Here is a 26,340-nt window from a genome sequence, read left to right on the forward strand (position 1 = left end):
TTTGCGGGGCTGGTCTGGTTTTTAAAACCTCCCTCCTCAATTTGTTTACACTATTTTTTTGCGGGGCCGGCCTAACGCACCGCGGGGGGGGGGGGCTGCGCGCACGCGCGCGCCGCCCGCCAGTCTTAGCTTGCCGGCTGGTCCTCAGGGCGCAACCCGGCTTGCTCACGTTCGAGATAACGCTGGTCGATTTCCGGCAGCGGCTCGCCTTCGAGCGTGGCCTCGAAGGCGCGCAGGCGCTTGTAGATCGAGATCAGTTCCACGACCGTCGGCCAGGCATTGACCAGATACTGAAATGAAGATCGGACCTGCTCAAAGGAGTTGAGAATCTGGTTCAGAGCGCCGAGCTTGATCTTTCCCGCGACCATCGTAGGAACAAGAACAATATATGGAAATATATTGTCGATCTGTAGATAGAATATTCTAGCGACGTTAAAATATAAGTAGTGGAAATATTTACGAAAATAGATGCTTCTTACACTTCTAAAAAGGTCAGCGACAGTTGGCGGTTGGGCGCGATCTGCATCGTCCTCACCATAGACCAATTCTTTGCGGTAGGCTGCCTCGACACGTTGGGTGCGGAATTCGAGACCCGGTAGCTTGATTCCTACCGCTGCCAAGAAAGTAGTTCCGAAGGCCGACCAAAGGATTGCTACAACGACCAGGGAGTAAGGCACCGTGCCGACAATCGGCAGTTCCGTGACGTTTTCAGAGAGATGCAGCAGCACGGGAAGGAACGCTATCAGTGTCATGATGGACCCGACTAAGCTTACGCCCAGATCCTCCATCGTGCTGGAGAAGCGCATCGTGTCTTCTTGAACACGCTGGGACGCACCTTCGATGCGCCTCAATCTTTCCCAGTTGGTCATGTAGTATTCGTTCATTGCGGTGCGCCAACGAAATATCCAATGACTTACAAAAAACCGGTTGAGGGCACCAACGGTCACAGCCAGAAGCGCAATCCACATAATTGTCAGCAGTTGGATATAGAAGTCCCACGGCGTCGTAGAGTACGGTGTGCCTAAAGCCTTCTGAATAAGATCGTAGAAAGGGCCATACCAGTCATTGAAGGCGACATTTACCTGCACCTGGTAATAGATCACAAAGAGAATCAGTGAGGTGCCAAGGATCGACCAATTCCGCCATGGATGAGGTCGGTACCAGGCCCAAAAGCCGTAGAAGATGAGGACGACAGCCGCAAAATATATATAGAACCAGAGAAATGGCTTCGACCAAAAGAGCGACACGCCAATGATCTTGTCGACGCCGGCGGCCATCGGGGGCAGTCCAAACACTGCTCCAAGTTGCTCTCCTCCAAAAAACCAAAACAGAACGGCCGCGAGGCTCCAGACGGCTACCGAAGAGAAGAAAAGCTTCGGCTGCGGGAAGAAGGATACGAACACTGTGGGAAAATCCTCGGTCGATGCGCAAATCAGCGGGGTTCAGCGGGCATAAAGTCACACATTAGTGGGAAAGAAAATGCCCGTGCCCGATGCCCGCAACCGAGCAAGACCATAATCATGGCGATTTTGGCGCAGCCGACCAGGCGATCGCGCCGGAAGCGAGCAGGACGGCGGCGGCCACGATCGAGGCGAGGAAAAAGTTACCCGAGGCTTCGGCAAGCAGCCCGGCGACGATCGGGCCGATGATCTGGCCAAGGCCGAAGGCGGCGGTCATGATCGCCAGCATCTGGCGTGGTGCTTGCGGAGCAAGCTGCCTGCCGGCCTGCAGGCCAAGCGCGGTGATGGCTATGAAGGTGCCGCCGACAAGAAGGCCGCCGAGCAGCGGCCCGGTGCGCCCGCCCATGACGACACTGGCGCTGACGCCGACCACCTCGACCAGGCACCCCAGAGCATAGGTGGCATAGAGCCCGATCCTGGCCGTAAGCTTCTGCCACAGCCAGACCGATGGGAAACCGGCAAGTCCGGTGACCATCCAGACCACGGCCTCGAAGACGCGGCCGCCGCCGCCCTGGCGGACGATGGCGACCAGGAACGTTGCCGTGACGATGTAGCCGAAGCCGAACAGGCCGTAGGCGACGATGATCTTCACCAGCGACCGGTCTTTCGGCAGTGCCGGCTCGCTCCCGGTGGTGCTGTTCGCGGCCGAGGTGCCGCCGGCCAGCAAGGCGACGGCGGCAAAGCCGCAGGTCGAAATCACCGCGGACCACAGCCAGCCCGCCGCCCAGCCGGCATGTTCGGTGACGAGGACTGCCAACAGCGCCGAGGACGCCGCGATGCCGAGGCCGACACCGCCGAAGTACAGCGCCTGCAGGTCGTTTCGCCCGGCCGCGGCGAGATGACCGAAAACGATGCTGGTCATGAAGACCAGGACAAAGGCGCTGGCGAGGCCGGCAAGAAAACGGATGACGAGAAACGCGGCCATCGTGCCGCTCAGGCCCATCAGGCCGGCGAGGATCGCGGTGGCGGCAAGGCCGGCCAGCATCAGCTGGCGCTCGCGGCCTTGCGCCCAGCCGCCGGTGGCGGCAAGCGCGCCGACGAGATAGCCGAGATAATTGGCCGATGCGATCCAGCCTGCATCGGCCGGCGACAGGCGAAGCTCTTCCATCATGCCGGGCAGGATCGGCGTATAGACGAAACGGCCGATGCCCATGGCGACGGCCAGGGCAATCATGCCGGCGATTGCCAGGCGCAAAGGCGAAGCGATGTTCATCGCGGTGCACCATAGGTGCGCCTGCCGGTGAGACAATCCACCTTTTATTGGGCCAGAAGTGTTCGCAGCCGCGTCGGCGGCTGGCTCGCCTGAGGTGCCAAGCACGATCCTCGTTCAGGAACTCAGCCGCAGCAGGTCGAGGCCGTCTCGTAGCGAGTGCGACGCGCGGTCAGCCTGAATGGCATGTCGGCGAGTTCGCGCTCCGACATGGTATCGAGGAGCGGATGCGCCAGCGGATCGGTCACCCAATTGATGGCCTCGCTGTCATCCCGGTGTGGCTGCGCCCCGATCGGGGAAAAGGCGCCGAGCCATGATAAAATCTTCATCGGATTTGCCTCCTCACTCTGCGTAACCTACTTAGAATCCGCCGTTCGGCAGCGCCTGGCAATTGAGATTTCCGCCGCTCCAGTTTAGAAAAACTGTATGGCTATGCTGAACCGTGTCCATCTCAACGGCTTGCGCGCCGTCGAGGCCGTCGCCCGCCTGGGCTCGCTTGCGGCGGCGGCCAGCGAGCTCAACGTCTCGGTCAGCGCCGTCAGCCAGCAGATCAACCGAACAGAAAAACAACTCGGCCGCGCGCTGTTCGAACGAACGCCAGCTGGCCTGGTGGCGACGGAATTCGGCACCGTCTTTACCGCGCGGCTCGGCGCAGGGTTTCGCGAACTCGCGCAGGCGGTGGCGCTTGCCGACGAAAGCTCGGAATGCACGCTGGTGGTTTCGGTGGCGCCGGCGTTCGCCTCGAAATGGCTGCTGCCGCGGCTGTCGCGGCATTTCGCCCGGCATCCGAACGTGCTCCTGCGCATCGATGCCTCGGTGCGGCTTGCCGATCTCGATCGTTCGGACATCGACGTCGCCATTCGGCTCGGCGACGGCAAATGGCCGGGCGGGCGCGCCGAATTGCTGCTGGCGCAGGAGGTGTTTCCGGTCTGTGCACCGGTGATCGCCAGCAAGCTGAAATCGATCGAGGACCTTGCTTTGACCTGTGCGATCACCGACGAAAGATCGATGATCAGTTGGGAGAGCTGGTTCGAAGCGGCCGGGGTGAAGCCGGTCACCTTCATGAAGGGCGCGCGCTTCACCGATCCGATGCTGTGCCTGGAATCGGCGATTGCCGGTCACGGCGTCATGCTCGGCTGGCAGTTGCTGGCCGCCGACGCACTGGCCGACGGCCGGCTTGTCGCGCCGTTTGGCGTACGGGCGCAGAGCGGGCTCGGCTATTGGCTGGTGACCTCGGCCAGCAAGAACGAAAGCCGTAAGGTCAGGGATTTCAAGATCTGGGTGCGCGAAGAGATCGAGGCGACGATGGCGCAGTTCAGGTCGCTCGAGAGCGCCAGCTGAGCCTGCCAGCACATCACGGTGGAAAGGTCGGTAGCGCCGGTCTATGTAAGAAACAGTCCCCAATCACGGCAGGCAGGATCATGACCACACATTCGCGCGGCGTTTCCGCAACCATCGACCCGGTGAAGCTCGACAGGCTGGCGGAGGTCGCCGTCAAGGTCGGGCTGCAATTGCAACCGGGGCAGGATCTGGTGCTGACCTCGTCTATTGCAGCGCTGCCTTTGACGCGGCGGATCGTCGAGCACGCCTACAAGGCAGGTGCGGGCCTTGTGACGCCGATCTTCAACGACGACGAGATCACGCTCGCGCGCTTCCGCTACGGCGCCGATGCCGGCTTCGACCGCGCCGCCGGGTGGCTCTATGAAGGCATGGCGAAAGCCTTCGCCAACAATGCGGCGAGACTTGCCGTGCGCGGCGAGGACCCGTCGCTGCTTTCGGCGCAGGACCCGACAAAGGTAGCGCGTGCCAACAAGGCGAATTCGATGGCCTACCAGCCGGCGCTGGAGAAGATCACCGGCTTCGACATCAACTGGAACATCGTCGCCTATCCCGATCAGGCCTGGGCCAAGCAGGTATTCCCGGACGACGCCGAAGACGTCGCCGTGGCCAAGCTTGCCGACGCCATCTTTGCCGCCTCGCGGGTGGATGTCGAAGACCCGATCGGCAACTGGACGGCGCACAATGCGGCGTTGAAGAGCCGCACCGAATGGCTGAACGGCCACAATTTCCACGCGCTGCATTTCACCGGCCCCGACACCGACCTGACCGTCGGGCTGGCCGACGGGCACGAGTGGATGGGCGGCGCCTCGACCGCCAAGAACGGCATCACTTGCAACCCCAACATCCCGACCGAAGAGGTTTTCACCACGCCGCATGCAAGGCGCGTCGAAGGCCATGTCACCAGCACCAAGCCGCTGTCCTACCAGGGCACGCTGATCGACGGCATTGCGGTGCGTTTCGAGGCGGGCCGCATTGTCGAGGCCAAGGCCACGAAGGGCGAGGATGTGCTGCAAAAGGTGCTCGATACCGACGAAGGCTCGCGCCGTCTCGGCGAGGTGGCGCTGGTGCCGCATTCCTCGCCGATCGCCAAGAGCGGGCTGCTGTTTTTCAACACGCTGTTCGACGAGAATGCCGCCTGCCACATCGCGCTCGGCCAGTGCTACTCGAAGTGCTTCGTCGACGGCGCCTCGCTCGGCCAGGACGAGATCGCGGCGCGCGGCGGCAACAAGAGTTTCATCCACATCGACTGGATGATCGGCTCGGACAAGATCGACATAGACGGCGTCCATAAGGACGGCAGCCGCGTGCCGGTGATGCGCAAGGGCGAGTGGGTTTAGGCCCGGGATCTCTAAACGAAGGCCAGCAAGCAGCGGCGCCTGCTGGCCCGTGCGGAGTTGGCAATGGAGCTCGCGGTAAAGCGCATCTATGAGCCGCCGGCGCCCGATGACGGGCAGCGGGTGCTCGTCGACCGCATATGGCCTCACGGCGTCCGCAAAGAGGACGCGGCGCTGACGCTATGGCTAAAGGACATCGCGCCAAGCACTGGGTCGCGCAAATGGTTCGGCCATGAGCCGGCGCGCTGGGCGGAGTTCCAGCGGCGATACCGCGATGAGCTCGACCGGAACGGCGAGGCGGTGGCGGAACTGCGCGCCTTGCTCCGTGAGGGCAAGGTGACGCTGCTCTACGGCGCCCATGACGAGGCGCACAATAATGCGGTGGCGCTGGCGAGCTATTTGCGTGGGACGGACTGAAGCGCGAGCCTGCGTCCTGTGACTTTGGAGATTGGCGAAAGCCGTAGCGACGGCCAGAGGGGTGCTTCCCTCCGACCTCTCAAGACCTGGGTTCCTCGCCCCCGCGAAGCGGGGGAGAGGTGGCCGCGAAGCGGTCGGAGAGGGGGCTTTCGTAGAGTGCTCCCCCTCTCCGTCTCGGCTTCGCCGAGCCACCTCTCCCCCACTTTCGTGGGGGCGAGGAACCCAAGCTGGAACGAAGCCGCGAAACCTCGCCGTCCCGCTGCACCGGGTTCAACCACCCATCGCCTGCTGATAAACGTCCGGCTTGAAGCCAACCAGTATGCGATCGCCAAGTTCCAGCACCGGACGCTTGATCATCGTCGGTTTGGCCAGCATCAGCGCCTTGGCCTTCTTCTCGTCCAGGCCCAGTCTGTCCTCGTCCGACAGTTCACGGAACGTTGTGCTCGCCTTGTTGAGCAGGATTTCCCAGCCGACCTTGCCTGACCAGCCGTTCAGCCGATCCGCGTCAAGCCCGTCTGCCCTGTAGTCGTGAAAGCGATAGGCAACATCGTGACTCGCCAGCCAGGAACGCGCCTTCTTGACCGTATCGCAATTGGTGATGCCGTACATGGTGATCGTCAAAACGCGTCCTCGGACCAGTCGAATCTGATGGCACCCTAAAGCCGCGCCTCTCGGTTTTCCAGCGGCCTCGCCGGGCTCCGCGATTTTCGCGCTTGCCAATAGTAAGGAATCTTCCGAACTATTTCCCGAGCTAATTTGAGGCAAGGAAACGACCATGACGGGCCTGCAGACCGAAAGCCCCCCGCCGATCGACGGCATTTTCCGGGCGCTCGCCGATCCGACCCGGCGACGCGTGGTCGAGCGACTGAACCGAAGCCCCGCCTCGGTCAGCGAGCTTGCCCAGCCGTTCGAGATGGCCCTGCCATCCTTCATCGAGCACCTCAGGGTTCTGGAAGGCTGCGGGCTGGTGCATTCGGAAAAGGCCGGCCGCGTCAGGACCTATCGGCTCGCGCCGGAGCCGTTGAAGCTCGCGGAAAACTGGCTGGCCGAGCAGCGTGCGCTGTGGGAGCGCCGTCTCGACCAGTTCGACGATTACGTGCTGAAACTCAAGGAGAAAGACAGATGAATATGGTGCCGTTGTTCGATCCGAAGCTCGACCTCGTGCTCGAACGGACGATCGAGGCGCCGCGAAAACTGCTGTGGATGGCCCTGACGAGACCCGAGCATGTCAGCCAATGGTTCACGCCGAAGCCGTGGATCATCACCGATTGCGAGATCGACCTGCGGCCCGGCGGCCTGTTCCGCACCCGCATGCAGTCGCCCGACGGCAAGGAGGTCAACGACAGGCGTTGCTGCTACCTCGAGATCGTCCAGGACGAGCGGCTGGTGTGGACCGATGCGCTGCTGCCAGGCTACCGGCCGTCAGGCGACCCATTCATCACAGCCGTCATAGCGCTGCAATCGCATGGCGAGACGACGCGCTACACCGCCACCGCCATCCACCGCGACGAAGCCACGCGCAACAGCCACGAGGAGATGGGCTTCTACGACGGCTGGGGCACGGTGGCGGATCAGTTGGCCGGCTATCTCAAGACGATCTGAGGCGACCCTGCTTCGCACTCACATTGCGGCCACGCAATCGTTGTGGCCGTTCAGCCGAACGCCGGTGCCGAGGCACCAACGCTCGGAACAAATTTCGACGGTTGGCGCAATGCCAGATGTCGAAGGCTCAGGCGCCGTAGCCGATGATGCCCTTGATCTCGAGGAAGTCGTGGATGGCCCAGTCGGCGTATTCGCGGCCGTTGCCGGACTGCTTGTAGCCGCCGAAGGGCGCGAACGTGTCCCATTCCGGATAGTTGATCGAGACCTGGCCGGCACGCAGGCGGCTGGCAATCTTGCGGGCGTGGTCGATATCCCCGGACTGCACATAGGCAGCCAGGCCATAGACGGTGTCGTTGGCGATCTTCACCGCATCATCATCGTCATCGTAGGAGATGACCGACAGAACCGGCCCGAAGATCTCCTCCTTCTCGATGGTCATGCCGGGCGTGACGTGGCCGAAAACGGTCGGCCGCACATAGTAGCCACGGTTGAGGTGCTCCGGCCGGCCGGGGCCGCCGGTGACCAGCGTCGCACCCTCGGCGATACCTGCCTCGATCAACCGCTGGATCTTGTCGAACTGGATGTTGCTGACCACCGGCCCGAGCTTGGTCTCCTCCGAGCGCGGGTCGCCGACCTTGTGCGCTTCGGCGGCCTTCCTGGCGATCGTCAGCGCCTCGTCGTGACGGGCGGCCGGCACCAGCATGCGGGTCGGCGCATCGCAGGACTGGCCGCTATTGCCGAAGCAGGCGTTGACACCCTTGCGCACCGCCGTCTCGAAGTCTGCGTCGGGCAGCACGATGTTGGCCGATTTGCCGCCGAGCTCCTGCGCGACGCGCTTGACGGTCTCGGCCGCCGTGTTGGCGACGATGATGCCGGCCCGGGTCGACCCGGTGAACGAGACCATGTCTACGTCGGGATGGCCAGCCATGACCTGGCCGACATCCGGACCAGTGCCATTCACCATATTGTAGACGCCCTTCGGCGTGCCGGCGGCGTCCATCACCTCGGAAAAGATGATGCCGCTGATCGGCGCGATTTCGGAAGGCTTTAAAATGACGGTGCAGCCGGCGGCGATGGCCGGCGCCACCTTGCAGACTATCTGGTTGAGCGGCCAGTTCCACGGTGTAATCAGCGCGCAGACGCCGATCGGCTCCTTGACCACCATGGTGGTGCCGCGCTTCTCGCTGAATTCGTAATCCTCCAGCGCCTTGATAGTGGCTTCCATATGCGCCCTGCCCGCCCAGGCCTGCGCCTCGCGCGCCCACCTGATCGGCGCGCCCATTTCCTGGCTGACCGCCTGGGCGATGTCCTCGTAGCGCTCATTGTAGACTTCGAGGATACGCTTCAGCAGCTTCAGGCGCTCGGCCTTGGTCGTTTGCGAAAAGGCCGGGAATGCCGCCTTGGCTGCAGCCACGGCCTTGTCGACATCGGCTTTCGAGCCGACCGAGATTTTGGTGTAGGCCTCTTCAGTGGACGGATCGATCACATCCAGCGTTGCCGGAACCACGGGGCCGACCCATTTGCCGCCGATGAAAAAATTGAGATGATTGCTCATGGGCCGTGCTCCGGTTTTCTGGAAATGAGTGAGACTAGCTAGGCAGCATAGGGCAGTTGGCACCACGGCGCAGGCTGATATGCGCCACGTCGCCGACGCTGAATTGAAAACCCTCTGTCCGGCGCGGCGCGTCGATCACCACCTGTGTCCCCTGCCCCAACTCTGCATGAAGGCGCAAGGTGCGGCCGTGAAAGACGATGCTGTTCACCCGCACCGGTGCAGTACCGGCCGCCGCCTCGGTCGTGGCCAAAAGGTCCTCCGGACGCACGCCAATGGTGCGCACCGTGCCCTCGCCAGGCAGCTCGCCTTTATCCGAAATCGCTTCCAGCGGCAGAGCGCCGGCGATGAACCGCAAGCGCTCGCCGTCACGGCCGACAAAGCGCGACTGCAGAAGGTTCATGGTGCCGATGAAGCTGGCGACGAATTTGGTGGCGGGTCGATCGTAAAGGGTCGCCGGCGGCGCAATCTGCTCTATGCGGCCCTTGTTCATGACGACAATGCGGTCTGAGATCGACAGCGCCTCGGTCTGGTCGTGCGTGACCATGACGAAAGTGGTGCCAAGCCGCGACTGCAGTCGCTTCAGTTCGACCTGCATCTGTTCGCGCAGATGCGCATCGAGCGCCGACAGCGGCTCGTCGAGCAGCAGCACACGCGGTTCGCAGACGATGGCGCGGGCAAGCGCGACGCGCTGGCGCTGGCCACCCGACAATTCCGACACGCGGGCGCCGAGCTTCTCGGCAAGGCCGACCATGTCGAGCGCTGCGCCGACGCGCCTTGCCTGTTCGGCACCGGAGAGCTTGCGCAGCGACAGGCCGAAGCCGACATTTTCGGCAACGTTCATGTGTGGGAACAGCGCGTAGTCCTGGAACACGGTATTGACGGGACGGCCGAAGGGCCTGAGCGCTGTGATGTCGCGGCCTTCGAGCAGGACCCTGCCGTTCGACGGGCTCTCGAAGCCGGCGATGACCCGCAGGCTGGTGGTCTTGCCGCAGCCGGACGGTCCGAGCAGGGTCAGGAACTCGCCGCGCGAAATATCGAGATCGACGGCGTCGAGCCCGATGATGCCGCCGGGGAAAATCTTGGAGACCTTGTCCAGCCGGACGAGCGGATCAGGCGCCATCGCGAACCTCGGACGGTTTGGTGGTGTTGACCCACAGGATCTGGCAGCGCTCGCTGCCCGGATTGCGGAAGGCATGCAGCAACGTGCTCTTGAAGGCGAAGCTGTCGCCGGCCTTCAGCCCGTATCTGGTCGAATCGACCACCAGCTCGACCTCGCCGGACAGGACGAAGCCGAATTCATGGCCGGCATGAGCGTAGGCTTCGGCGGTGCCGCCACCCGCTTCCACGGTCACCAGCATGCCGGTCAGCGTGGCGGCCGGCGGCGACAGCAGCGCCTTGGCGATGCCTTCCGACTTGACCGGGATCTGCCGCCGGCTGTTGGCGCGCACACAATAAAGATCGTTGCCGACATCATTGCCGTCGGCGATCAGCGCCGACGGCTCTATATCGAGGGCGGCGGCAAGCGGCCAGATCACGCGGACCCGCAATGACGACATGCCGCGCTCGATCTGGCTTAGCGCACCTATCGAGACACCGGCTTTGGCGGCTAGTTCGGCCAGCGAGAGATTGCGCTCCAGCCTGAGCGCCCGCACGCGCCGGCCGACCCTGACGTCGGCGTCGTCCTTCGGCTTCTCAGCCGCTTCGTCCAGCATGTCCATTCGTTCGTCCTTGTTACAGTATTTTTGGCCGGCGCCGCGTGGTCTTCCCTTCTCCCCCTTGTGGGAGAAGGTGGCCGAGCGAAGCTCGGTCGGATGAGGGGTGTTCCAGAAAACACCAACGCCTCATTCCTTCCAACACCCCTCAACCGTCTTGGCGCTGCGCGCCAATCCACCTTCTCCCACAAGGGGAGAAGGAAGAGCGAACTCAGCCGCCTGCCTTGACCTTCTCGAACATCTTGGCGAGTTCGTCATTCTGTTTCATCGGCCCGGTGAAGATCGTGGTCTTCAGCATCACCTCGGGATCGGAAGGCAGCTGCAGTTTCTCCAACTCCTCCTTTGGCACGGCGGCGAAAGCCGAGCTGGTCGAGCTGCCATAGCCGTAGGCCTGGATCAGATACTTTCCGGAATCCGTTTCCAGCCGGCTGTTGATGAAGTCATAAGCAAGATCGACGTTCTTGGCGTCCTTGAGCATGACGAAACCGCAAGCCCAGGTCAGCATGCCTTCCTTCGGCTTCATGAACTCTACAGGCACGCCCTGCTTCTTCAGCGAGGTGGCCGAGGCGTTCCAGGTCATGGCCGCGACCAGCTGGCCGCTCGCCAGTGCCTGTTCGACCGAGGTCATGTCGGTGGTGTAGTTCGAGAGCAGCGGGCGCTGCTCGCGCAGTTTTTCCGCCACCTTGTCCATCTGTTCCGGTGTCATGTCGAATGGATTGACGCCGGCCAGAAGGGCCGCCACCACCGGTGTGTCGTGGACGGCATCGATGGTCGCCATGCGCCCGGCATATTGCTTGTCCCAGAGCAGGTTCCAGCTGGCTTCGGGGTTCTTCACCAGATCGGTGCGGTAGAGGATCGAGGTATTGCCCCAGTCCCACGGCACCATCCAGACCTTGCCGTCGCCGGCCTGCAGGTCGGGCAGGTTCTTGAAGACCGGGAAGATCGAATCCCAGTTCTTGATGCGCTTGGTGTCGATCGGCTGCAGCAGGCCTTCCTTGTTCCAGCGCGCCACCTTGTCATAGCAAGGGTGCGCGACATCGGGGCGGAAGCCGGCCTTGACCTTGGTGAAGGCGTCATCGTCGTCGCCGAACGTCGCGGCTTCGACGCCATCAGGGTGCGCGGCGAGGAAGCTCTTGTTGAAGTCGGGCAGCTCGTAACCCGACCAGGTGAAATATTGCAGCTTGTCGCCGGCAAAGGCGACAGTCGACGCAAGCGCCAGCGCGAAGGCGGCCAGTCCGGTTTTCGCTGTCTTTGCCGTTATCGATTTCAAGTCGAATGCCATTGCAGTTCTCCTCTTTCGGTTTCTTCTGGTTTTGACAGGCTGGCGGGCGCTGGCCGCCGGGTGGCGGCAAGCCCGCGATGGCGCAGGATTTCGGCGAGTGCGGCGATAACGAACGACACGGCCAGGATCGCCGTGCCGAGCGCCATGACGGTCGGCAGCGATTTCGGGAAGCGCAGTTGGCTCCAGATATAAAGCGGCAGCGTCGGCTCGGTGCCGGCAAGGAAGAAGGCGACGATGAACTCGTCGAACGAGGTCAGGAAGGCCAGCATGAACGCCGAAATAATGGCGGGCAGGCTGAGCGGCAGCATCACCCGTCTGAAGGTCGTCCAGTCCGAGGCGCCGAGGTCGAGCGCTGCCTCGCGGATGGTCTTCGGGATGGCGGCGAAGCGGCTGCGCATGACCACCACCGTCGTCGGCAGCGCCACCAATACATGGCCGAGCACAATGGCAATGCGCGACGGCCCGAAACCGGCGAGATTGACCAGGATCAACAGCGAGATGCCGACGATGACGCCGGGGATCAGGATCGGCAGCCGCGCAATGGCACTGATCGTGGCGGCCAGCGGCGAGCGGCCGTAGAGGTCCATATAGGACACGGTGATGCCGCAGAGTGTTGCGCCGGTGGCGGCAATGGCGCCGATGACGAGGCTGGTGGCAAGCGCACCGGACAGCGCCGAATTGCCGTAAAGTGTGCCGTACCACTCAAGCGTGAAGCCTTGCAGCGGAAATGCCGCCTGGATCGAATTGTTGAATGAAAACAGTGGGATCAGCAATATCGGCAGATACAGGAACACCAGATAGGCAAGGACGTAGGCTCCGAGCCAGCCGCCGCCTTGCTTTGCGTCCAGGCGCGCGGTGTTCATGTGCGGCTGCCGTATCGCCGGTCGGCGAAGCGCACCACCAGCACCACGGCGAGAATGACCAGCATGACGGCGACGGCGAGTGCGGCGCCGAACGGCCAGTCATTGGCCTTGCCGAACTCGGCCTGGATCAGTGTGCCGATCATTGTACTGGCAGGGCCGCCGACCAGCGCCGGCGTCACATAATCGCCGACGGTCGGCACGAAGACGACGAGAGCGGCCGCCAGCACGCCCGGCATCGAATTGGGCAGCACGATGCGGCGGAAGCTGGTGAATGGTTTTGCGCCGAGATCGGAAGCGGCTTCGAGCAGCGATTTCGGGATGGTGTCCAGCGCCACATAGATGGGCAGGATGGCGAACGGCGCATAAGCGTGGGCGAGCGTGACGACGACCGCTGCCGGCGTATTAAGGAAGGCCAATGTCGGCTCCGACCAGATGCCGCTTTCGATCAACGCCGAGTTGAGCACGCCATTATAGGCAAGCACGATCTTCCAGGCGAAGACGCGCAGCAGATAGCTGGTCCAGAACGGCAGGGTCAGCAGGAACAGCAGCAGCCCGCGCCGCCGCCCGCCATGAAAGGCCAGATAGTAGGCGACAGGATAGGCCGTGACGACGGTTGCCAGCGTCACCAGGCCGGCGATGCTCAGCGAGCGCAGCGTCACCGTCCAGTACAGCGGATCGGTTGCCACAGTGACGAAATTCGCAAGGGTGAAACCAGCCCCCAGCAGCGAGCCGTCATTGCCGCGAAAGGCGAGAAAGAACACCAGGCCGAGGGCGAAAAGGATCAGCAAGAAGGTGACCAACCCGCCGGGCAGCAGCATGGCGAAGCGAAAACCCGGCGAAGACCGGGTTTCCGGCAGCGGCTGCGTTGCGGCGATGGTCGACATCGACTACCCCATCATAATTTGAAATTGACCAAACTTTTTTCATATTCATGAAGCTGTCAAGCTGTTTCATGCTTGGGAATGAACGTCAGCGTTCGAAGGCGTCCAGCATCCGGTACCAGGCGATCGTCGCGGCAACGCCGACCTGCCGAAACGCATGAAACGGGATCGGCCGGATCGGCGAAACCGGGAACGGCAATTGCCTGGTGTCGCCGCTCGACAGATAGGAGGCGATGCGCTCGCCAAGCGCGGTCATCAGTCCGATGCCGCGGCCCTGGCAACCGACGACCGCCAGCAGACCCTTCTCTGGCTCGTGGATATGCGGGAGATGGTCCGGCGTCATTGCCACCCGGCCGAACCACCGCTTTTCAATGGCAATGTCTGACAGCGCCGGATAAAGCCGCAGCAGCGCGCGCTCCAGATGCGCCCAGTCGGCCGGGCCGTTCGGCAAAGCCATGCGGCCGCGCCCGCCGAGCACCAGCCGGCCGTCGGCACTCTTGCGATAATAGACGAGGATGCGGCGCGAATCCGACACTGCCTGCCCTTCCGGCAGGATAGCCGCCGCGAGATTGGACGATAGCGGTGCTGTCGCGATCTGGAAGGAATGCAGCGGGACGATCGTCTCGGTGAGGCCGGGAAGCAGGCCGCCGGTATAGGCGTTGGTCGCCAGGACAATCGCCTTGGCCTTGAGTTCGGCGCCGCTTTCCGTAGAAACGTGCCAAATGCCAGCATTCTTGCTGATCTGCATCACGTTCTGGCGCTCGGCGATCTTTACGCCCGCCGCTGCAGCGACGCGCGCCAGTTCCGACGTGTAGGCGAGCGGATCGATGACACCGGCGCGGCGATCGAGCCAGCCGCCGAGATAGCCTTGCGCGCCGGTCATCGTCGCGATCTCCGTCCCGCTCAGCAGCCGGACATCGGCGCCGCGCGCGCGCCACTGCCGATCCCGGTTCGCCGCCGCTTTCAGCGCGGTCTCGGTATGCGCGGCCTGGATCCAGCCATTGCGGACGAACGGCACCGCCAGTCTTTCGTCGCGGATCAATTCGAAGACGGTGTCAGCGGTCGAGGCGGCAAAGTTGACGAGCGCTTCGCCGCGTTCGAGACCAAAATGCTCCAGCAGCCAGTCCGGATCGTATTTCAGGCCGGGAATGACCTGACCGCCGTTCAGGCCGGATGCGCCATTGCCAATTTCGCCGGCCTCCAGCACCTGGACGGCAAGGCCGAGCCGGGCAGCGTGCAAGGCCGTTGACAGACCCAGAATGCCGCCGCCGACGATAACGACATCGACGCATTGGCCGGCGGGAAAAAGCGACTGGAACGCGGTGGCTGTCCGCGGCTTCTGCCAGATTGGATCGGAAAACCGTAAGAGCAAGCGTCACCTGAAGATTTCAGTAGGTGAAAACCCTAGCGACGGTTTCATTATTTTGAAAGAGCGTTTTCCGTCGCCGTTGGCGCACGTCAGGCTCGATCAAGGTCCAGCGATGCGAAGACCGCTTGAAAGAATTGACAAAGCTCGCCCTGCAAGCGGGATAGACCTTTGGCGGGAATTTGTTGAAAGTGCCGCGGCCGAAGGACAAGCTGAAGACGCTGATGCGTTCAGCCGGGGAAGTGTGACCATGGTCGACGACAACGAACTGAACAGACTGCACAACAGGAAATGTAAGCCATGACGAACGCCACACATTTGCCCGCCGAAGGCCTCTTCGTGGGCCGCGCCCGGGCGAGCGATGCTTCCCATCCGCTGGTGGTCACGGTGCGTGACGGCACGGTCTTCGACATCACGTCAAATGTGGCACCGACCGTGCGCGACGTTTGCGAATTGCCGGATCCGGCGGGGCACGTCCGCTCGGCCAAGGGGCGGCCGATCGGCCCGCTCGATGCCATTGCCGCCAACAGTTTCGAGACAGCGCGCGATCCGGGGAAACCGTACCTGCTATCCCCCGTCGACCTGCAGGCGATCAAAGCGTCTGGCGTCACCTTTGTCGTCAGCCTGCTCGAACGGGTGATCGAGGAGCAGGCGCGCGGTTCGGCGGAAAAGGCCGACGCCATTCGCGCCGACATCGCCGGGCTGATCGGCCACGATCTGTCGAAGCTCAAGCCCGGCTCGCCGGAAGCGATGGAGATCAAGGCCAAGCTGATTGCGCGCGGCGCCTGGTCGCAATATCTGGAAGTCGGCATCGGCCCCGATGCCGAGATCTTCACCAAGTGCCAGCCGATGGCCTCGGTCGGCTTCGGCGCCGATGTCGGCCTGCATCCGGTTTCGACATGGAACAATCCGGAGCCGGAGATCGCCATGATTGCCGCCAGCAGCGGCAGGATTGTCGGGGCGACGATCGGCAACGACGTCAATCTGCGCGACGTCGAGGGGCGCTCGGCGCTGCTGCTCGGCAAAGCCAAGGACAACAACGCCTCGGCAGCACTTGGCCCCTTTATCCGGCTGTTCGACGAGACGTTTTCCATCGGCGACGTGAAGCAGGCGATCGTACGGTTGAAAGTCGAAGGCGAGGATGGATTCTCGCTGGAGGGCGCCAGTTCGATGGCCGAGATCAGCCGCTCGCCGGAAGAGTTGGTCGCCGCCGCCATGGGGCCACATCACCAATACCCGGATGGGCTGGCGCTCTATCTCGGCACGATGTTCGTGCCGTCGAAGGATCGCGGCGAAACAGGCAAGGGCTTTACCCACAAGGTCGGCGACATCGTCACCATATCGTCGGAGAAATTCGGCGCCTTGGTCAACCGCGTGCGGCTGTCGCCCGACTGCCCACACTGGACCTACGGCGCCAGCCATCTGATGCGCGACCTCGCCAGGGCCGACCTCATCTAGTCCCCCAGCCTGACATCCGATAGATTCTAGAATTCTCTGATTGGAAATTACCTGCTCGTCGGCATTCGGGAGAGTCCATTGATCGTCGCTCTTGAGGGCAAGACCCTTGTCGTTACCGGCGGAACGCAAGGGCTTGGCGAGACCATCGCCCGGCTGGCCTCAGCCGACGGCGGCGAAGGGATCGCCATTGTCGGCCGCAACGCCGAGCGTGGCAGACGCATCGCTGAAGAGCTTTCACGACCAAGCCGGCCCGTCGTCTTCATCCAGGCCGACCTTGGAGATCCGGCCGCGCCTGCAGCTGTCATGGCGGAAGCGATCAAAAGACTCGGCCGCATCGATTGTCTGGTGAACGCCGCGGCCCTCACCGACCGGGCCTCGCTGGAAACTGGCACAATCGACGTCTGGGACAGGTTGTTTTCCGTCAATGCGCGCGCGCCGTTCTTCCTCATGCAGGCGGCCGTAGCCGACATGAAGACACGGCGGGCGGCGGGCGCCATCGTCAACATACTGTCGGTGAATGCGCATTGCGGTGCGCCGGACCTTGCCATCTATTCCGCAACCAAGGGCGCGCTTTCGACGCTGACCAGAAACATTGCCAACGCGCATCTTTCCGATCGCATCCGCGTCAACGGCATCAACATGGGCTGGGTAGCGACGCCGGCCGAACAAGAGATGCAGGCGCGCAGGCTGGGCAAGGGCGAAAACTGGGCAAAGATTGCCGCCGCCGGCCTGCCGCTTGGTCGATTGCTGACCATGGACGAAGTCGCCCAGCTAACGCTGTTCCTGCTCAGCGACGCCTCCGGGCTGATGACCGGGACGCTTATCGACCTAGAGCAATACGTGCTCGGCGCGCCGCCGCGCGGGATTGCATGACGGTCGCAAGGCCGATCGTCGGCCGCCTGGAAAATATCAGCCAAACTGATGCAATCTGATGGGATTGCTGATGGCGCGGTGCCTTGCGCCAACGTCCATTGGCAATCGAGGCTTGCCATCGATCGAAAAAGGGAATGCTCTAATGCGCCCAGGTCGACGCTGGCAAATGCGATCACGGCTTTGGCCGCGCACGGTTTTTGGCCGCGATCGTCGTCGGAGGAGGAGTTCGGTTCAAATGGGAGGAAATCAAATGCTGACGAGGCTAAGACTGCTTGTACTTGGCTTGGTGGTGGCGCTGGCCATTCCGGCCGCGGCACAGGCCAAGACGTTCTACTGGATTTCGCATGGCGGCCCGGCCGATCCGGTCTGGACCTACTTCCTTGCCGGGGCCAAGCAATGGGCGACGGACACCGGCAACACCGTCAACACGTCGTTCCACAATGGCGACGTGGCGTCGCAGCAGGAGGCTGTTCGCGCCGCGATTTCCGCCAAGGCCGACGGCATCACCACGACCAGCCCTGATCCGGGCAGCCTTGTCGAGATCGCCAAGGAAGCGCGGGCGGCGAACATCCCGATCATCAACTTCAACACGCCCGACCCGAAGGCGGACTTCAACGCCTATGTCGGCGGCGACAACGTCACCTTCGGCAAACATTGGGCGCAGTATCTGGTCGACAAGGGCCTTGTGAAGAAGGGCGACTTCGTCTGGATGCCGGTCGAGATTCCCGGCGCCACCTATGGCGTCCAGGAAGAGGAAGGCATCAAGAGCGTGTTCGAGCCGCTCGGCATCACCTATGAAATCACCGAAGCGACGCTCGACCAGGCCGAAGTGATCAACCGCATGGTCGATTACCTCACCGCCAACAGGGCCAAGGTCAAGGCGGTTATCGGCCTCGGCGACCTTGTCACGGGTTCGATCAAGCGGGTGTTCGACCAGGTCGGCGTCAAGCCGGGCGAAATCCCGGTCGTCGGCTGGGGCAACTCGCTCGACACCACCCAGGAAGTGCTGAACGGCTACGTCAATGCCGCGCAGTGGCAGGATCCGCAGGCGACCAGCTACGTCGCGCTGTCGCTCGCCAACATGGCGGCGAGCGGTATTCCGCCCGGCTTCGACGTGATCACCGGCGCGCTCTACGAGAAGGACACCGCGGCAGTCTACGACAAGATCCTGTCCGGCAAATAAATCCGCGATCGAGTTGGTCACGGCCGCTTCGGCGGCCGTGACCTTCTCATCATTCCGCCGAAGCCGGTTGCGGTCGCGGCCAAATTCAATCCTATCGCGGGTCCAAGGTGGAAAATCGTTCTGTTATCCAACGCTCGATCGCGCGGCCCGAGTTCGGGCCGTTTGTGCTGCTCGTCGTCGAGATCGCCGTGTTCTGGGGCATCAACCACGACTTCCTGTCGCCGCAAAACATCTCGAACACGCTGGCCTTCACGGTCGAGCTCGGGCTGATCGCGCTGGCGATGACGCTGTTGATGACATCAGGCGAATTCGACCTCTCGGTCGGCTCGGTGTTCGGCTTCTCGCCGGTCCTGATGTGGACGTTGTTCAACAGCGGCGTCGCCTCGCTGGAAGCCGCCTTCGTCGTTGCGCTGGTGGTCGCTGCGTTCATTGGACTGGTCAATGGCTGGTTCGTGACGCAGCTCAAGATCCCGTCCTTCCTGGTGACGCTGGGCATGCTGCTGGTGGTGCGCGGCACCGCTTTGTTCGTCACCAACGGGTTTCCGCAGCGGACCTGGAGCGCCGAGGGCAGCTGGCTGGCGGAAGCGCTGGTCGGCGATTTCTTCATCGGGCCGTTCCGTATCTACATGTCGCTGTTCTGGTTCATCGCCGCCGCAATCGCGCTCGGCTACGTTCTGACGCAGAGCCGGACAGGCAACTGGATCCAGGCGGCCGGCGGCAACCCGAGTGCTGCAAGGGCGCGCGGCGTCAATGTCAGCGGCGTCAAGATCGGCCTGTTCATCCTGTCGTCGATCCTGGCCTCGCTTGCCGGCGTCATCTCCTCGCTGCGCACCTCTGCGGCCAACCCCAACAGCGGCACCGGCTACGAGCTCGAAGTCATCGCCATGGTGGTGATCGGCGGCACGGCGCTGACCGGCGGGCGCGGCACAATCATCGGCACGGTGCTCGGTATCCTGATCCTGCGCGTGATGCGCAACGGCATCGTGCTGATCGGTGTGCCGGGCCTTGCCTATAATATTTTCATCGGCGCCATCATCCTCGGCATGATGGCGCTCCATTCATGGCTGGAACGCCGGCATCAGGCAGGGACTTGAACCATGGCCGAACCGCTTGTCCGCATGGAAAATATCCGCAAGTCCTATGGGCGCGTGCAGGCGCTGGTTGATGCCAATTTCCATGTCAACGAAAGAGAGATCGTCGGACTGCTCGGCGACAACGGCGCCGGCAAGTCGACGCTGATCAAGGTGCTTTCGGGCGCGGTCCCGCTGACCAGCGGCGACATCTTCATCCGCGGCAAGAAGGTGAATTTGCGCAGTACCAGCGACGCCATCGCCCATGGCATCGAGACGATCTACCAGGACTCGGCGCTGGTGACGCAGCTGTCGATCGCCCGCAACCTGTTCCTCGGACGCGAGCCGATCAAGCCGCCGCGTTTCCTCAACCGCATGGACCAGGAGGCAATGAACGTGGTTGCCCGTGACCTGCTCAAGCAGGTCGGCATCTCGAAGAACATCCCGCCGACGACGCCGATCGGCTCGCTCTCCGGCGGCGAGCGGCAGGCGGTGGCGATTGCGCGCGCCATGCATTTCGACAGCGATCTCATCATCCTCGACGAGCCGACCAACAATCTCGGCGTCGCCGAAACGCAAGGCGTGCTGAGCTTCGTGCGCAGTGCCCGCGATTCCGGCCATTCCTGCATCTTCATCGCCCACAACATCCATCATGTCTTCCAGGTGGTCGACCGCATCGTCGTCATGCGCCGCGGCAAGGTGGTTGCCGACGATATCGACCCGAAGAAGACCAGCGTCGCCGAAGTCGAACGCGTCATCACCGGCATGTCGGACAAGGAGATCCATGACGCGCTGGTCGAGGGCACGCAACGGCCCAGCTGAGCAGCCGGGGGTCGGCCTGATCGTCGAGGCACTGGATCGCATCGCCACATGGTTGCGACATGAAAGCCACCGTTTCGGATATTGCCAGGAGCTGCGGCCTGTCGACCGCGACGGTCGACCGTGTGCTCAACAACCGGGCGGGAGCCAGTGCCGCCAACCGGCAGCGCGTGATGGAGGCGGCCAAGCAGCTCGGCTATCTGCCGGTCGTCGACCAGGTCGCGTTGCCCTCGCGGCCGGCGCATCTCGAATTCTTCCTGCCGATCGGCAGCAATGCCTTCATGGCCGATCTGGCCAGACACATCGAGGATTATGCGGCGCGCCTGCCGCTGGTCGCCTCCTGCCGCATCCACAAGCTCGCCGGCATCTCGCCGAGCGCCTTGCAGGCGGCCGTCGAAAACCTCTCGCTCAAGGCGAACGGCGTCGGCGTCATCGCCATCGATCATCCGAGAACGCGCAACATCTTGCGCGAGATCGTCGAGGCCGGCATCCGCCTGGTCACACTGGTGTCCGATGTTCCCGGCGCGCCCCGCTCGGCCTATGTCGGTATCGACAACCGGGTGGCCGGCCGCACCGCGGCGCTGCTGATGGGACGGTTCCTCGGCGGCCGCCAGGGCCATCTGGCGATGGTCGTCGGTTCACGCTCCTACCGCGGCCACGAGGAACGCGAGATGGGCTTTCGCTCCGTGCTCGGCGAGGAGTTCCCCAACCTAACCGTCACCAGCGCCGTGGAGATCAACGATGAGCCGGAGGTCAGTTATACCGCGACCATGAAGGCGCTGCACAACGAGCCGGAGCTGCTCGGCATCTATTGTATCGGCGCCGGGCGCTCGGGCGTGGCAAAAGCATTGCTCGAAGTCAGGCCGCAGACGAAGCCGGTGTTCATCTGCCATGATCTGACGCGCGAGACGCGCGGCTATCTCGTCGACGATCTGCTCGACGTCGTCATCGACCAGAATGCGCGGCTGATCGCCGAACAGTCGGTCATTCGCCTGCTCGGCTCGATCGCCTCGTCGGCGCCCTATCTGACGCGGAAATTCATCGAGCCGCGCCTGATCTTCAAGGAAAATGTCCCGGTGCAGTGATGTCGCGCGAGGCGATGGTCGCTCGGGCCTCGATCGTTAAAATTCGGTTGATACCGCAAATCTGCACATCACCTATGCAACTTTTGTGGTTGCCGAATCATTGGGCAATCGATAGTTTCGCAGGTGTCGGCCATCTACTCCTCCCAGATGCGATGCCGACGCTGAGTGCGGTACACCTCCTCCCGTGCCGTATTCGAAATCGAGCCCGCTGCCACCTCCTCCCGGCAGCGGGCTTTTTTTGTTCCGGCTCCGGGATAGCGGCCAATGCTTGCGGTCGGGACAGCACCGGACACGTTTGCTGATCCGCGGATCGATGAGCTTCGCTGCGACCGCCGCGGCTTGTCGGGCAGAATCCTGTCACACTTGTCACTCTCACCGGTTCGCCGGCGGCCCTATCCTGCCTCACGACCAGCAATCAATGCCGCGCCGGCCATGGTGCGGAGGATCGGCACAGGAGACGCGAGATGGCACATCGCGATGGGACGAGACATCACCCGGCGGCGCGGCCCGCAATCGAAACGTCACGTATCGTTTCGCCGCTTGCGAGACTATCTGGCCCTGAAAGACGTGATCAGGCCTTCCGCCATGCGGACGAACTGCGCGCTCGGGCCCTCGGCGCCGACGCTTTGCAGGCTGACGCGGGCGCCCTCGAGCAGAAGCGACAGCGTATCGGCGAGAAGCTCGGCCTGTCCGATACCCGCATCGCGACACAGCGAGACCAGACGCTCGCGCTGCGCTTCCTTGAGTTCCTTGATCACTTGCCTTGCCGGATGATCGGCCTCGCTCAGCTCGATGGCGGCGTTGGCCATGTCGCAACCGCGACGATCCGACATCAGGCAATCGGCCGCCATCCGGACCCAGGCATGCAGCTGCGCCAGCTTGTCGCCCGGATTCTCGGCCTCGAACTTTTCCCACATCGCGTTGGCGCTGCAAGCGGTCGCCCGCAGACATTCGATGATCAGGTCGTCCTTGGACTCGAAATGCCGGTAGAGCGTCATCTTGTTGGTGCCGGCCGCCTCAGTGATGGCGTCGATGCCGACGCCGCGAATGCCATGCTTGTGAAACATGTCCCGTGCCGTCTCCAGGATCCTGTCCCGGGGGCGAACACGCTCCACAACACCGTCTGTCATCAAAACCTCCGTGATTGCGTTTCCCGAAATTCCCTCGGCGCACCTCTTGACTAGGGTGTTACCGGTCTGTAACGTTAGAGATGTTACTTACCTGTAACACCCGCATTGCATCATGTCAAACTCGCAAGTGCCGGCCATCAACCCCGCCCCGATCGGCAAGGGGACGAACCGCACCTTACGGGCCCGGCCGGCGAGCAAGAAAACACCCGATCCGCGGCTTGCCGCGGATCAGCAAAAACCAGGAGCCGCTTCGATGTCGCAGCGCAATGATCTGACGATCGATGAAGTCGTGAGGGATCCGATGATCCGCATGCTGATGAAGGCCGACCGCGTCGACCCGCGGTCCTTCGAGGCGATGCTGCGTGCGCTGGCGGACGAACAGGCCGAGCGCCGCAATGCGCCGCGCCGCCTTGAAGATTTCGGCTTTCTCGAAGATTCCGGCTCAACACGCAGCCGGCGGCTTTCCAGGGTAGCCAGGGCGTTTGGCCGGGCCAGAGCATCGGGCGAGGCGTGCATATCATGGTAAACTTCTTCATTCATCGTCCGATCTTTGCGTCGGCGATCGCCATCATCATGGTGCTCGCCGGAGGGATCTGTTATTTCCTCCTGCCCGTCTCGCAGTTTCCCGACATCACGCCGCCCCAGGTCGTGGTCAGCGCCCATTACCCGGGCGCCAGCGCGCAGGTCGTCGCCGACACGGTGACGACGCCGCTCGAACAGCAGATCAACGGCGTCCAGGGGATGACCTATATGTCTTCGTCGAGCTCCAATGACGGCTCCTCGACGATCACCATCACCTTCGACGTCGGCTACGATCTGAGCACGGCGGCCGTCGACGTCCAGAACCGCGTTTCGCAGGCGGCTTCCTCGTTGCCGGCCATCGTCAATCAGGGCGGCGTGACGATCAAGAAGCAGAACCCGAACTTCGTCCTGATCGTCGACCTCACCTCGCCGGACGGTTCCGTCAACCCGGTCGCGCTGAGCAACCTCGCCTACTTGCAGGTGGTCGATCCGCTGAAGCGCCTGCCCGGCGTCGGCGACGTGCAGATCTTCGGTGAGCGGCGCTATTCGATGCGCATTTGGCTCGACCCCGACAAGCTCGCCAATCTCGGCATTACTGCCGTCGACGTGCAGAACGCCGTCGCCGAGCAGAACGTCCAGGTGGCGGCCGGCAAGATCGGGCAGTCGCCGGCTCCGGCCGGCACCGCCTTCGAGATGCAGGTCAACGCCGTCGGCAGGCTGAGCGATCCCAAGGAGTTCGGCGACATCGTCGTGCGGGCCAATACCGCCAACGGCTCGCTGGTCAGGCTGCGCGACGTTGCGCGCATCGAGCTCGGCGCGCTGCAATATTCTTCGTCGGCCTTCTTCGGCAAGGACCCGACGGTGGTGCTCGCGGTCTACCAGATGCCGGGCTCCAACGCGCTCGATCTGCAGCAGCGCGTCAAGGACAAGATGCAGGAGCTGTCGGCCCGTTTCCCGAAGGGCGTCAGCTACGCCATGCATTACGATACGACACGTTTCGTTTCGGCCTCGATGCACGACGTGCTGATCACGCTCGGCGAGGCGCTGGTCCTGGTCGTCGCCGTGGTGTTCATCTTCCTGCAAAGCTGGCGCACCACGATCATCCCGACGATCGCAATTCCGGTGTCGCTGGTGGCGACGCTGGCCGTCATGCATATGCTTGGCTTCTCACTGAACATGCTCAGCCTGCTCGGCATGGTGCTGGCGATCGGCCTCGTCGTCGACGACGCCATCGTCGTCGTCGAGAATGTCGAACGCCAACTTGAGGCCGGCCTCAAACCGCTGGCTGCCACGCGTACCGCGATGGCAGAGGTTACCGGCCCGATCATCGCCACGACCGCCGTGCTGATGGCCGTGTTCGTGCCGGTCGCCTTCATTCCCGGCGTGTCCGGCCGGCTCTACAACCAGTTCGCCCTGACTGTGGCGATCTCCTTCGGCATCTCGGCCTTCGTCTCGCTGACGCTTACCCCGTCGCTCAGCGCCGCCTTCCTGCGCCACCGGCCGGAAACGCAGTTCGTGCTGTTCCGCTGGTTCAACATGGGCTTCGAACGGCTGGCGCATGCCTATGCGAATGGTGTGCGCATTCTCATCCGCCTGCGCTGGATCATGCTTGGCGTGTTCGCGGCCGGACTTGTCGCGACCTATTTCGTCTGGCAGCGCCTGCCCTCGACCTTCCTTCCGGTCGAGGACCAGGGCTATTTCTTCGTCGTCATCCAGCTCCCCGACGGGGCCTCGCTGGAACGCACCGACGCGGTGGCGCAAAAGGCACGCGACATCCTGCAGAACACGCCCGGCGTCGACATCGTCGGCTCGATCAGCGGCTTGAACTTCCTGACCAGTGCCGCGCAGTCGAATTCGGCGGTCGAATTCGCTATCCTGAAGCCATGGGACGAACGCGGCCCCGATCAGAGCGCGTCTAAGCTCGTCGCCGACGTGCGCAACAAGCTGCTGCAAATTCCAGAGGCTTTTGCGCTGAGCTTCGACCCGCCGTCGATCCCAGGCATTGGCACCACCGGGGGCTTCGAGTTCCAGGTCGAGGACCTGACCGGCCGCGGCAGCGTGGCGCTCAACGATGCGACGCAAGCGGTGATTGCCGAGGCGCGCAAGCAGCCCGAGCTCAACCCGCAGCAATTGTTCTCGTCGTTCTCGACCTCGACGCCGCAGTTCAACTACGATCTCGATCGCGCCAAGGCGAAGCTGCTCGGGCTCAACCTGCCGGACGTGTTCAATACGCTGCAGATCTATCTCGGTTCGCTCTATGTGAACGATTTCAACCTGTTCGGCCGCACCTTCCGGGTGACGATCCAGGCCGACAAGGATTCTCGTGCCGGTCCGGCCGACATTTCGCGGCTCTATGTCCGCAATGCGTCGGGTGGCATGGTGCCGCTGAGCACGCTGGGCAAGCTTGTGCCCGTCGTCGGCCCCGAGACCGTGCCGCACTACAACAACAATGCGTCGGCCCTGATCAATGGCGGCGCCGCCCCCGGCTTTTCGTCCGGCCAGGCGGTGGCGGCAATGGAACGTGCCGCTGCCACGGCGTTGCCGAGAGATTTCGGCTACGAATGGACCGGTATCACCTATCAGGAGCTCAAGGCAGGATCGATCGCATCCGTCGTCTTTGGTCTCGCGATCGTCTTCGTCTTCCTGATCCTCGCCGCGCAATATGAGAGCTGGGCGATGCCGTTCATGGTGCTGCTTGCGGTGCCGCTCGCACTGTTCGGTGCATTCGTCGTGCTGTGGCTGCGCGGCATGCAGATCGACGTCTATTCGCAGATAGGCTTCGTCATGCTGATCGGACTGGCGGCCAAGAACGCGATTCTGATCGTCGAGTTTGCCCGGCGCCGGCGCGAAGAAGGCCTCAGCATCGTCGACGCCGCGATGGAAGCGGCGCGGCTTCGGCTGCGACCGATCCTGATGACCGCCTTCGCCTTCATCCTCGGCGTGCTGCCGCTGATGTTCGCTACAGGTGCAGGTGCGGCGAGCCGGCAGTCGATCGGCACCACCGTCTTTGGCGGCATGGTCGCGGCGACGATCCTGTCGCTGGTGTTCGTGCCGGTCTTCTATGCGGTGATCGAGCAGCTGCGCGAGCGCCGCAGCGAGAGCGAACCGGTTTCCGAAGCGACCGAACAACCAACTGCCGAACCCGCCTTCGAGCCATTGGCCGAAGCGGCTGAATAG

26 protein-coding genes are annotated in these 26,340 nt (G+C 63.0%); 14 read left to right on the forward strand and 12 right to left on the reverse strand.

Translation table 11 applies throughout. The annotated features are described in order from the left end of the window. Window positions 1–125 precede the first annotated feature (125 nt). The 3 genes from sbmA to NKK47_RS30660 form a co-directional block, all read right to left on the reverse strand. Window positions 126–1,403: a peptide antibiotic transporter SbmA gene (sbmA, locus tag NKK47_RS30650; RefSeq protein WP_031211034.1), complete on the reverse strand. Its 1,278-nt coding sequence runs from the start codon at window positions 1,401–1,403 to the stop codon at window positions 126–128. Window positions 1,404–1,518: 115 nt separating this feature from the next. After that, the gene (locus NKK47_RS30655) at window positions 1,519–2,673 is read right to left on the reverse strand and encodes a YbfB/YjiJ family MFS transporter (protein WP_352579415.1); all 1,155 of its coding nucleotides are present in this window, start codon (window positions 2,671–2,673) and stop codon (window positions 1,519–1,521) included. Between the two features lie 122 nt (window positions 2,674–2,795). Next, window positions 2,796–2,999 (reverse strand): hypothetical protein, encoded by a 204-nt coding sequence (locus NKK47_RS30660; RefSeq protein ID WP_352579416.1) that lies wholly within the window; start codon window positions 2,997–2,999, stop codon window positions 2,796–2,798. Between the two features lie 97 nt (window positions 3,000–3,096). Between NKK47_RS30660 and NKK47_RS30665 the strand changes: the two genes are divergently transcribed. From NKK47_RS30665 to NKK47_RS30675, 3 genes are all read left to right on the forward strand, one after another. Continuing rightward, window positions 3,097–4,011, forward strand: coding sequence for a LysR substrate-binding domain-containing protein (locus NKK47_RS30665; RefSeq protein WP_352579417.1), 915 nt, complete (start codon window positions 3,097–3,099; stop codon window positions 4,009–4,011). Window positions 4,012–4,091: 80 nt separating this feature from the next. Beyond that, on the forward strand, window positions 4,092–5,348 hold the full coding sequence (locus NKK47_RS30670) for an aminopeptidase (RefSeq protein ID WP_352579418.1): 1,257 nt from the start codon (window positions 4,092–4,094) through the stop codon (window positions 5,346–5,348). Window positions 5,349–5,405: 57 nt separating this feature from the next. Beyond that, a complete protein-coding gene (locus NKK47_RS30675; RefSeq protein WP_352579419.1) occupies window positions 5,406–5,762 on the forward strand; it encodes a DUF488 domain-containing protein in 357 nt (118 codons plus the stop codon). Window positions 5,763–6,032: 270 nt separating this feature from the next. Here the strand turns inward: NKK47_RS30675 and NKK47_RS30680 are convergent, their stop codons facing one another. Then, window positions 6,033–6,383 carry an ArsC family reductase gene (locus tag NKK47_RS30680; RefSeq protein WP_352579420.1) on the reverse strand — a complete coding sequence of 117 codons (351 nt, stop codon included), beginning with the start codon at window positions 6,381–6,383 and terminating at the stop codon, window positions 6,033–6,035. Between the two features lie 154 nt (window positions 6,384–6,537). Between NKK47_RS30680 and NKK47_RS30685 the strand changes: the two genes are divergently transcribed. Both NKK47_RS30685 and NKK47_RS30690 read left to right on the forward strand, forming a co-directional pair. Further along, window positions 6,538–6,888: an ArsR/SmtB family transcription factor gene (locus NKK47_RS30685; RefSeq protein ID WP_292659938.1), complete on the forward strand. Its 351-nt coding sequence runs from the start codon at window positions 6,538–6,540 to the stop codon at window positions 6,886–6,888. Then, complete coding sequence (locus NKK47_RS30690; RefSeq protein ID WP_352579421.1) at window positions 6,885–7,364, forward strand: SRPBCC family protein; 480 nt, start codon at window positions 6,885–6,887, stop codon at window positions 7,362–7,364. Before NKK47_RS30685 ends, NKK47_RS30690 begins: the two co-directional genes overlap by 4 nt. 127 nt (window positions 7,365–7,491) lie before the next feature. Here the strand turns inward: NKK47_RS30690 and NKK47_RS30695 are convergent, their stop codons facing one another. The 7 genes from NKK47_RS30695 to NKK47_RS30725 all read right to left on the reverse strand — a co-directional run bounded on the left by NKK47_RS30695 (window position 7,492) and on the right by NKK47_RS30725 (window position 15,029). Continuing rightward, window positions 7,492–8,919 carry an aldehyde dehydrogenase family protein gene (locus NKK47_RS30695; RefSeq protein ID WP_352579422.1) on the reverse strand — a complete coding sequence of 476 codons (1,428 nt, stop codon included), beginning with the start codon at window positions 8,917–8,919 and terminating at the stop codon, window positions 7,492–7,494. 34 nt (window positions 8,920–8,953) lie between these two features. Beyond that, window positions 8,954–10,039, reverse strand: a complete 1,086-nt coding sequence (locus NKK47_RS30700) for an ABC transporter ATP-binding protein (protein WP_352579423.1) — start codon at window positions 10,037–10,039, stop codon at window positions 8,954–8,956. Next, window positions 10,029–10,637: a cupin domain-containing protein gene (locus NKK47_RS30705; RefSeq protein WP_023674050.1), complete on the reverse strand. Its 609-nt coding sequence runs from the start codon at window positions 10,635–10,637 to the stop codon at window positions 10,029–10,031. The genes NKK47_RS30700 and NKK47_RS30705 overlap by 11 nt, the downstream gene beginning before the upstream one ends. A gap of 205 nt (window positions 10,638–10,842) precedes the next feature. Then, window positions 10,843–11,913 carry an ABC transporter substrate-binding protein gene (locus tag NKK47_RS30710; RefSeq protein WP_352579424.1) on the reverse strand — a complete coding sequence of 357 codons (1,071 nt, stop codon included), beginning with the start codon at window positions 11,911–11,913 and terminating at the stop codon, window positions 10,843–10,845. Continuing rightward, on the reverse strand, window positions 11,898–12,776 hold the full coding sequence (locus NKK47_RS30715; RefSeq protein WP_352579425.1) for an ABC transporter permease: 879 nt from the start codon (window positions 12,774–12,776) through the stop codon (window positions 11,898–11,900). Before NKK47_RS30715 ends, NKK47_RS30710 begins: the two co-directional genes overlap by 16 nt. After that, window positions 12,773–13,660 carry an ABC transporter permease gene (locus NKK47_RS30720; RefSeq protein ID WP_352579426.1) on the reverse strand — a complete coding sequence of 296 codons (888 nt, stop codon included), beginning with the start codon at window positions 13,658–13,660 and terminating at the stop codon, window positions 12,773–12,775. The genes NKK47_RS30715 and NKK47_RS30720 overlap by 4 nt, the downstream gene beginning before the upstream one ends. 85 nt (window positions 13,661–13,745) lie before the next feature. Further along, entirely contained in the window at window positions 13,746–15,029 is a 1,284-nt protein-coding gene (locus NKK47_RS30725) for an NAD(P)/FAD-dependent oxidoreductase (protein WP_502905089.1), read from the reverse strand. On the opposite strand from NKK47_RS30725, the gene NKK47_RS30730 reads away from it, so the two are divergent. From NKK47_RS30730 to NKK47_RS30760, 7 genes are all read left to right on the forward strand, one after another. After that, window positions 14,917–15,327, forward strand: a complete 411-nt coding sequence (locus tag NKK47_RS30730) for a hypothetical protein (RefSeq protein ID WP_352579428.1) — start codon at window positions 14,917–14,919, stop codon at window positions 15,325–15,327. The genes NKK47_RS30725 and NKK47_RS30730 overlap by 113 nt on opposite strands. Then, window positions 15,324–16,481, forward strand: coding sequence for a fumarylacetoacetate hydrolase family protein (locus NKK47_RS30735; protein WP_352452558.1), 1,158 nt, complete (start codon window positions 15,324–15,326; stop codon window positions 16,479–16,481). The genes NKK47_RS30730 and NKK47_RS30735 overlap by 4 nt, the downstream gene beginning before the upstream one ends. A gap of 78 nt (window positions 16,482–16,559) precedes the next feature. Beyond that, complete coding sequence (locus NKK47_RS30740; protein WP_352579429.1) at window positions 16,560–17,354, forward strand: SDR family oxidoreductase; 795 nt, start codon at window positions 16,560–16,562, stop codon at window positions 17,352–17,354. A 250-nt stretch (window positions 17,355–17,604) separates the two neighbouring features. Then, a complete protein-coding gene (locus NKK47_RS30745; protein ID WP_352579430.1) occupies window positions 17,605–18,537 on the forward strand; it encodes a substrate-binding domain-containing protein in 933 nt (310 codons plus the stop codon). 107 nt (window positions 18,538–18,644) lie between these two features. Beyond that, entirely contained in the window at window positions 18,645–19,631 is a 987-nt protein-coding gene (locus NKK47_RS30750) for an ABC transporter permease (RefSeq protein ID WP_352579431.1), read from the forward strand. A gap of 3 nt (window positions 19,632–19,634) precedes the next feature. Next, on the forward strand, window positions 19,635–20,429 hold the full coding sequence (locus NKK47_RS30755) for an ATP-binding cassette domain-containing protein (RefSeq protein WP_352569415.1): 795 nt from the start codon (window positions 19,635–19,637) through the stop codon (window positions 20,427–20,429). A gap of 59 nt (window positions 20,430–20,488) precedes the next feature. After that, on the forward strand, window positions 20,489–21,511 hold the full coding sequence (locus NKK47_RS30760) for a LacI family DNA-binding transcriptional regulator (RefSeq protein WP_023674039.1): 1,023 nt from the start codon (window positions 20,489–20,491) through the stop codon (window positions 21,509–21,511). 548 nt (window positions 21,512–22,059) lie between these two features. On the opposite strand, the gene NKK47_RS30765 is transcribed toward NKK47_RS30760, so the two are convergent. Beyond that, a complete protein-coding gene (locus NKK47_RS30765; RefSeq protein WP_031211029.1) occupies window positions 22,060–22,641 on the reverse strand; it encodes a TetR/AcrR family transcriptional regulator in 582 nt (193 codons plus the stop codon). A gap of 253 nt (window positions 22,642–22,894) precedes the next feature. Between NKK47_RS30765 and NKK47_RS30770 the strand changes: the two genes are divergently transcribed. Continuing rightward, the gene (locus NKK47_RS30770) at window positions 22,895–23,167 is read left to right on the forward strand and encodes a hypothetical protein (RefSeq protein ID WP_031211028.1); all 273 of its coding nucleotides are present in this window, start codon (window positions 22,895–22,897) and stop codon (window positions 23,165–23,167) included. Next, window positions 23,161–26,340, forward strand: a complete 3,180-nt coding sequence (locus NKK47_RS30775) for an efflux RND transporter permease subunit (protein WP_352452553.1) — start codon at window positions 23,161–23,163, stop codon at window positions 26,338–26,340. The genes NKK47_RS30770 and NKK47_RS30775 overlap by 7 nt, the downstream gene beginning before the upstream one ends.

Source organism: Mesorhizobium sp. M0019 (assembly GCF_040323975.1).
Lineage (GTDB): Bacteria > Pseudomonadota > Alphaproteobacteria > Rhizobiales > Rhizobiaceae > Mesorhizobium.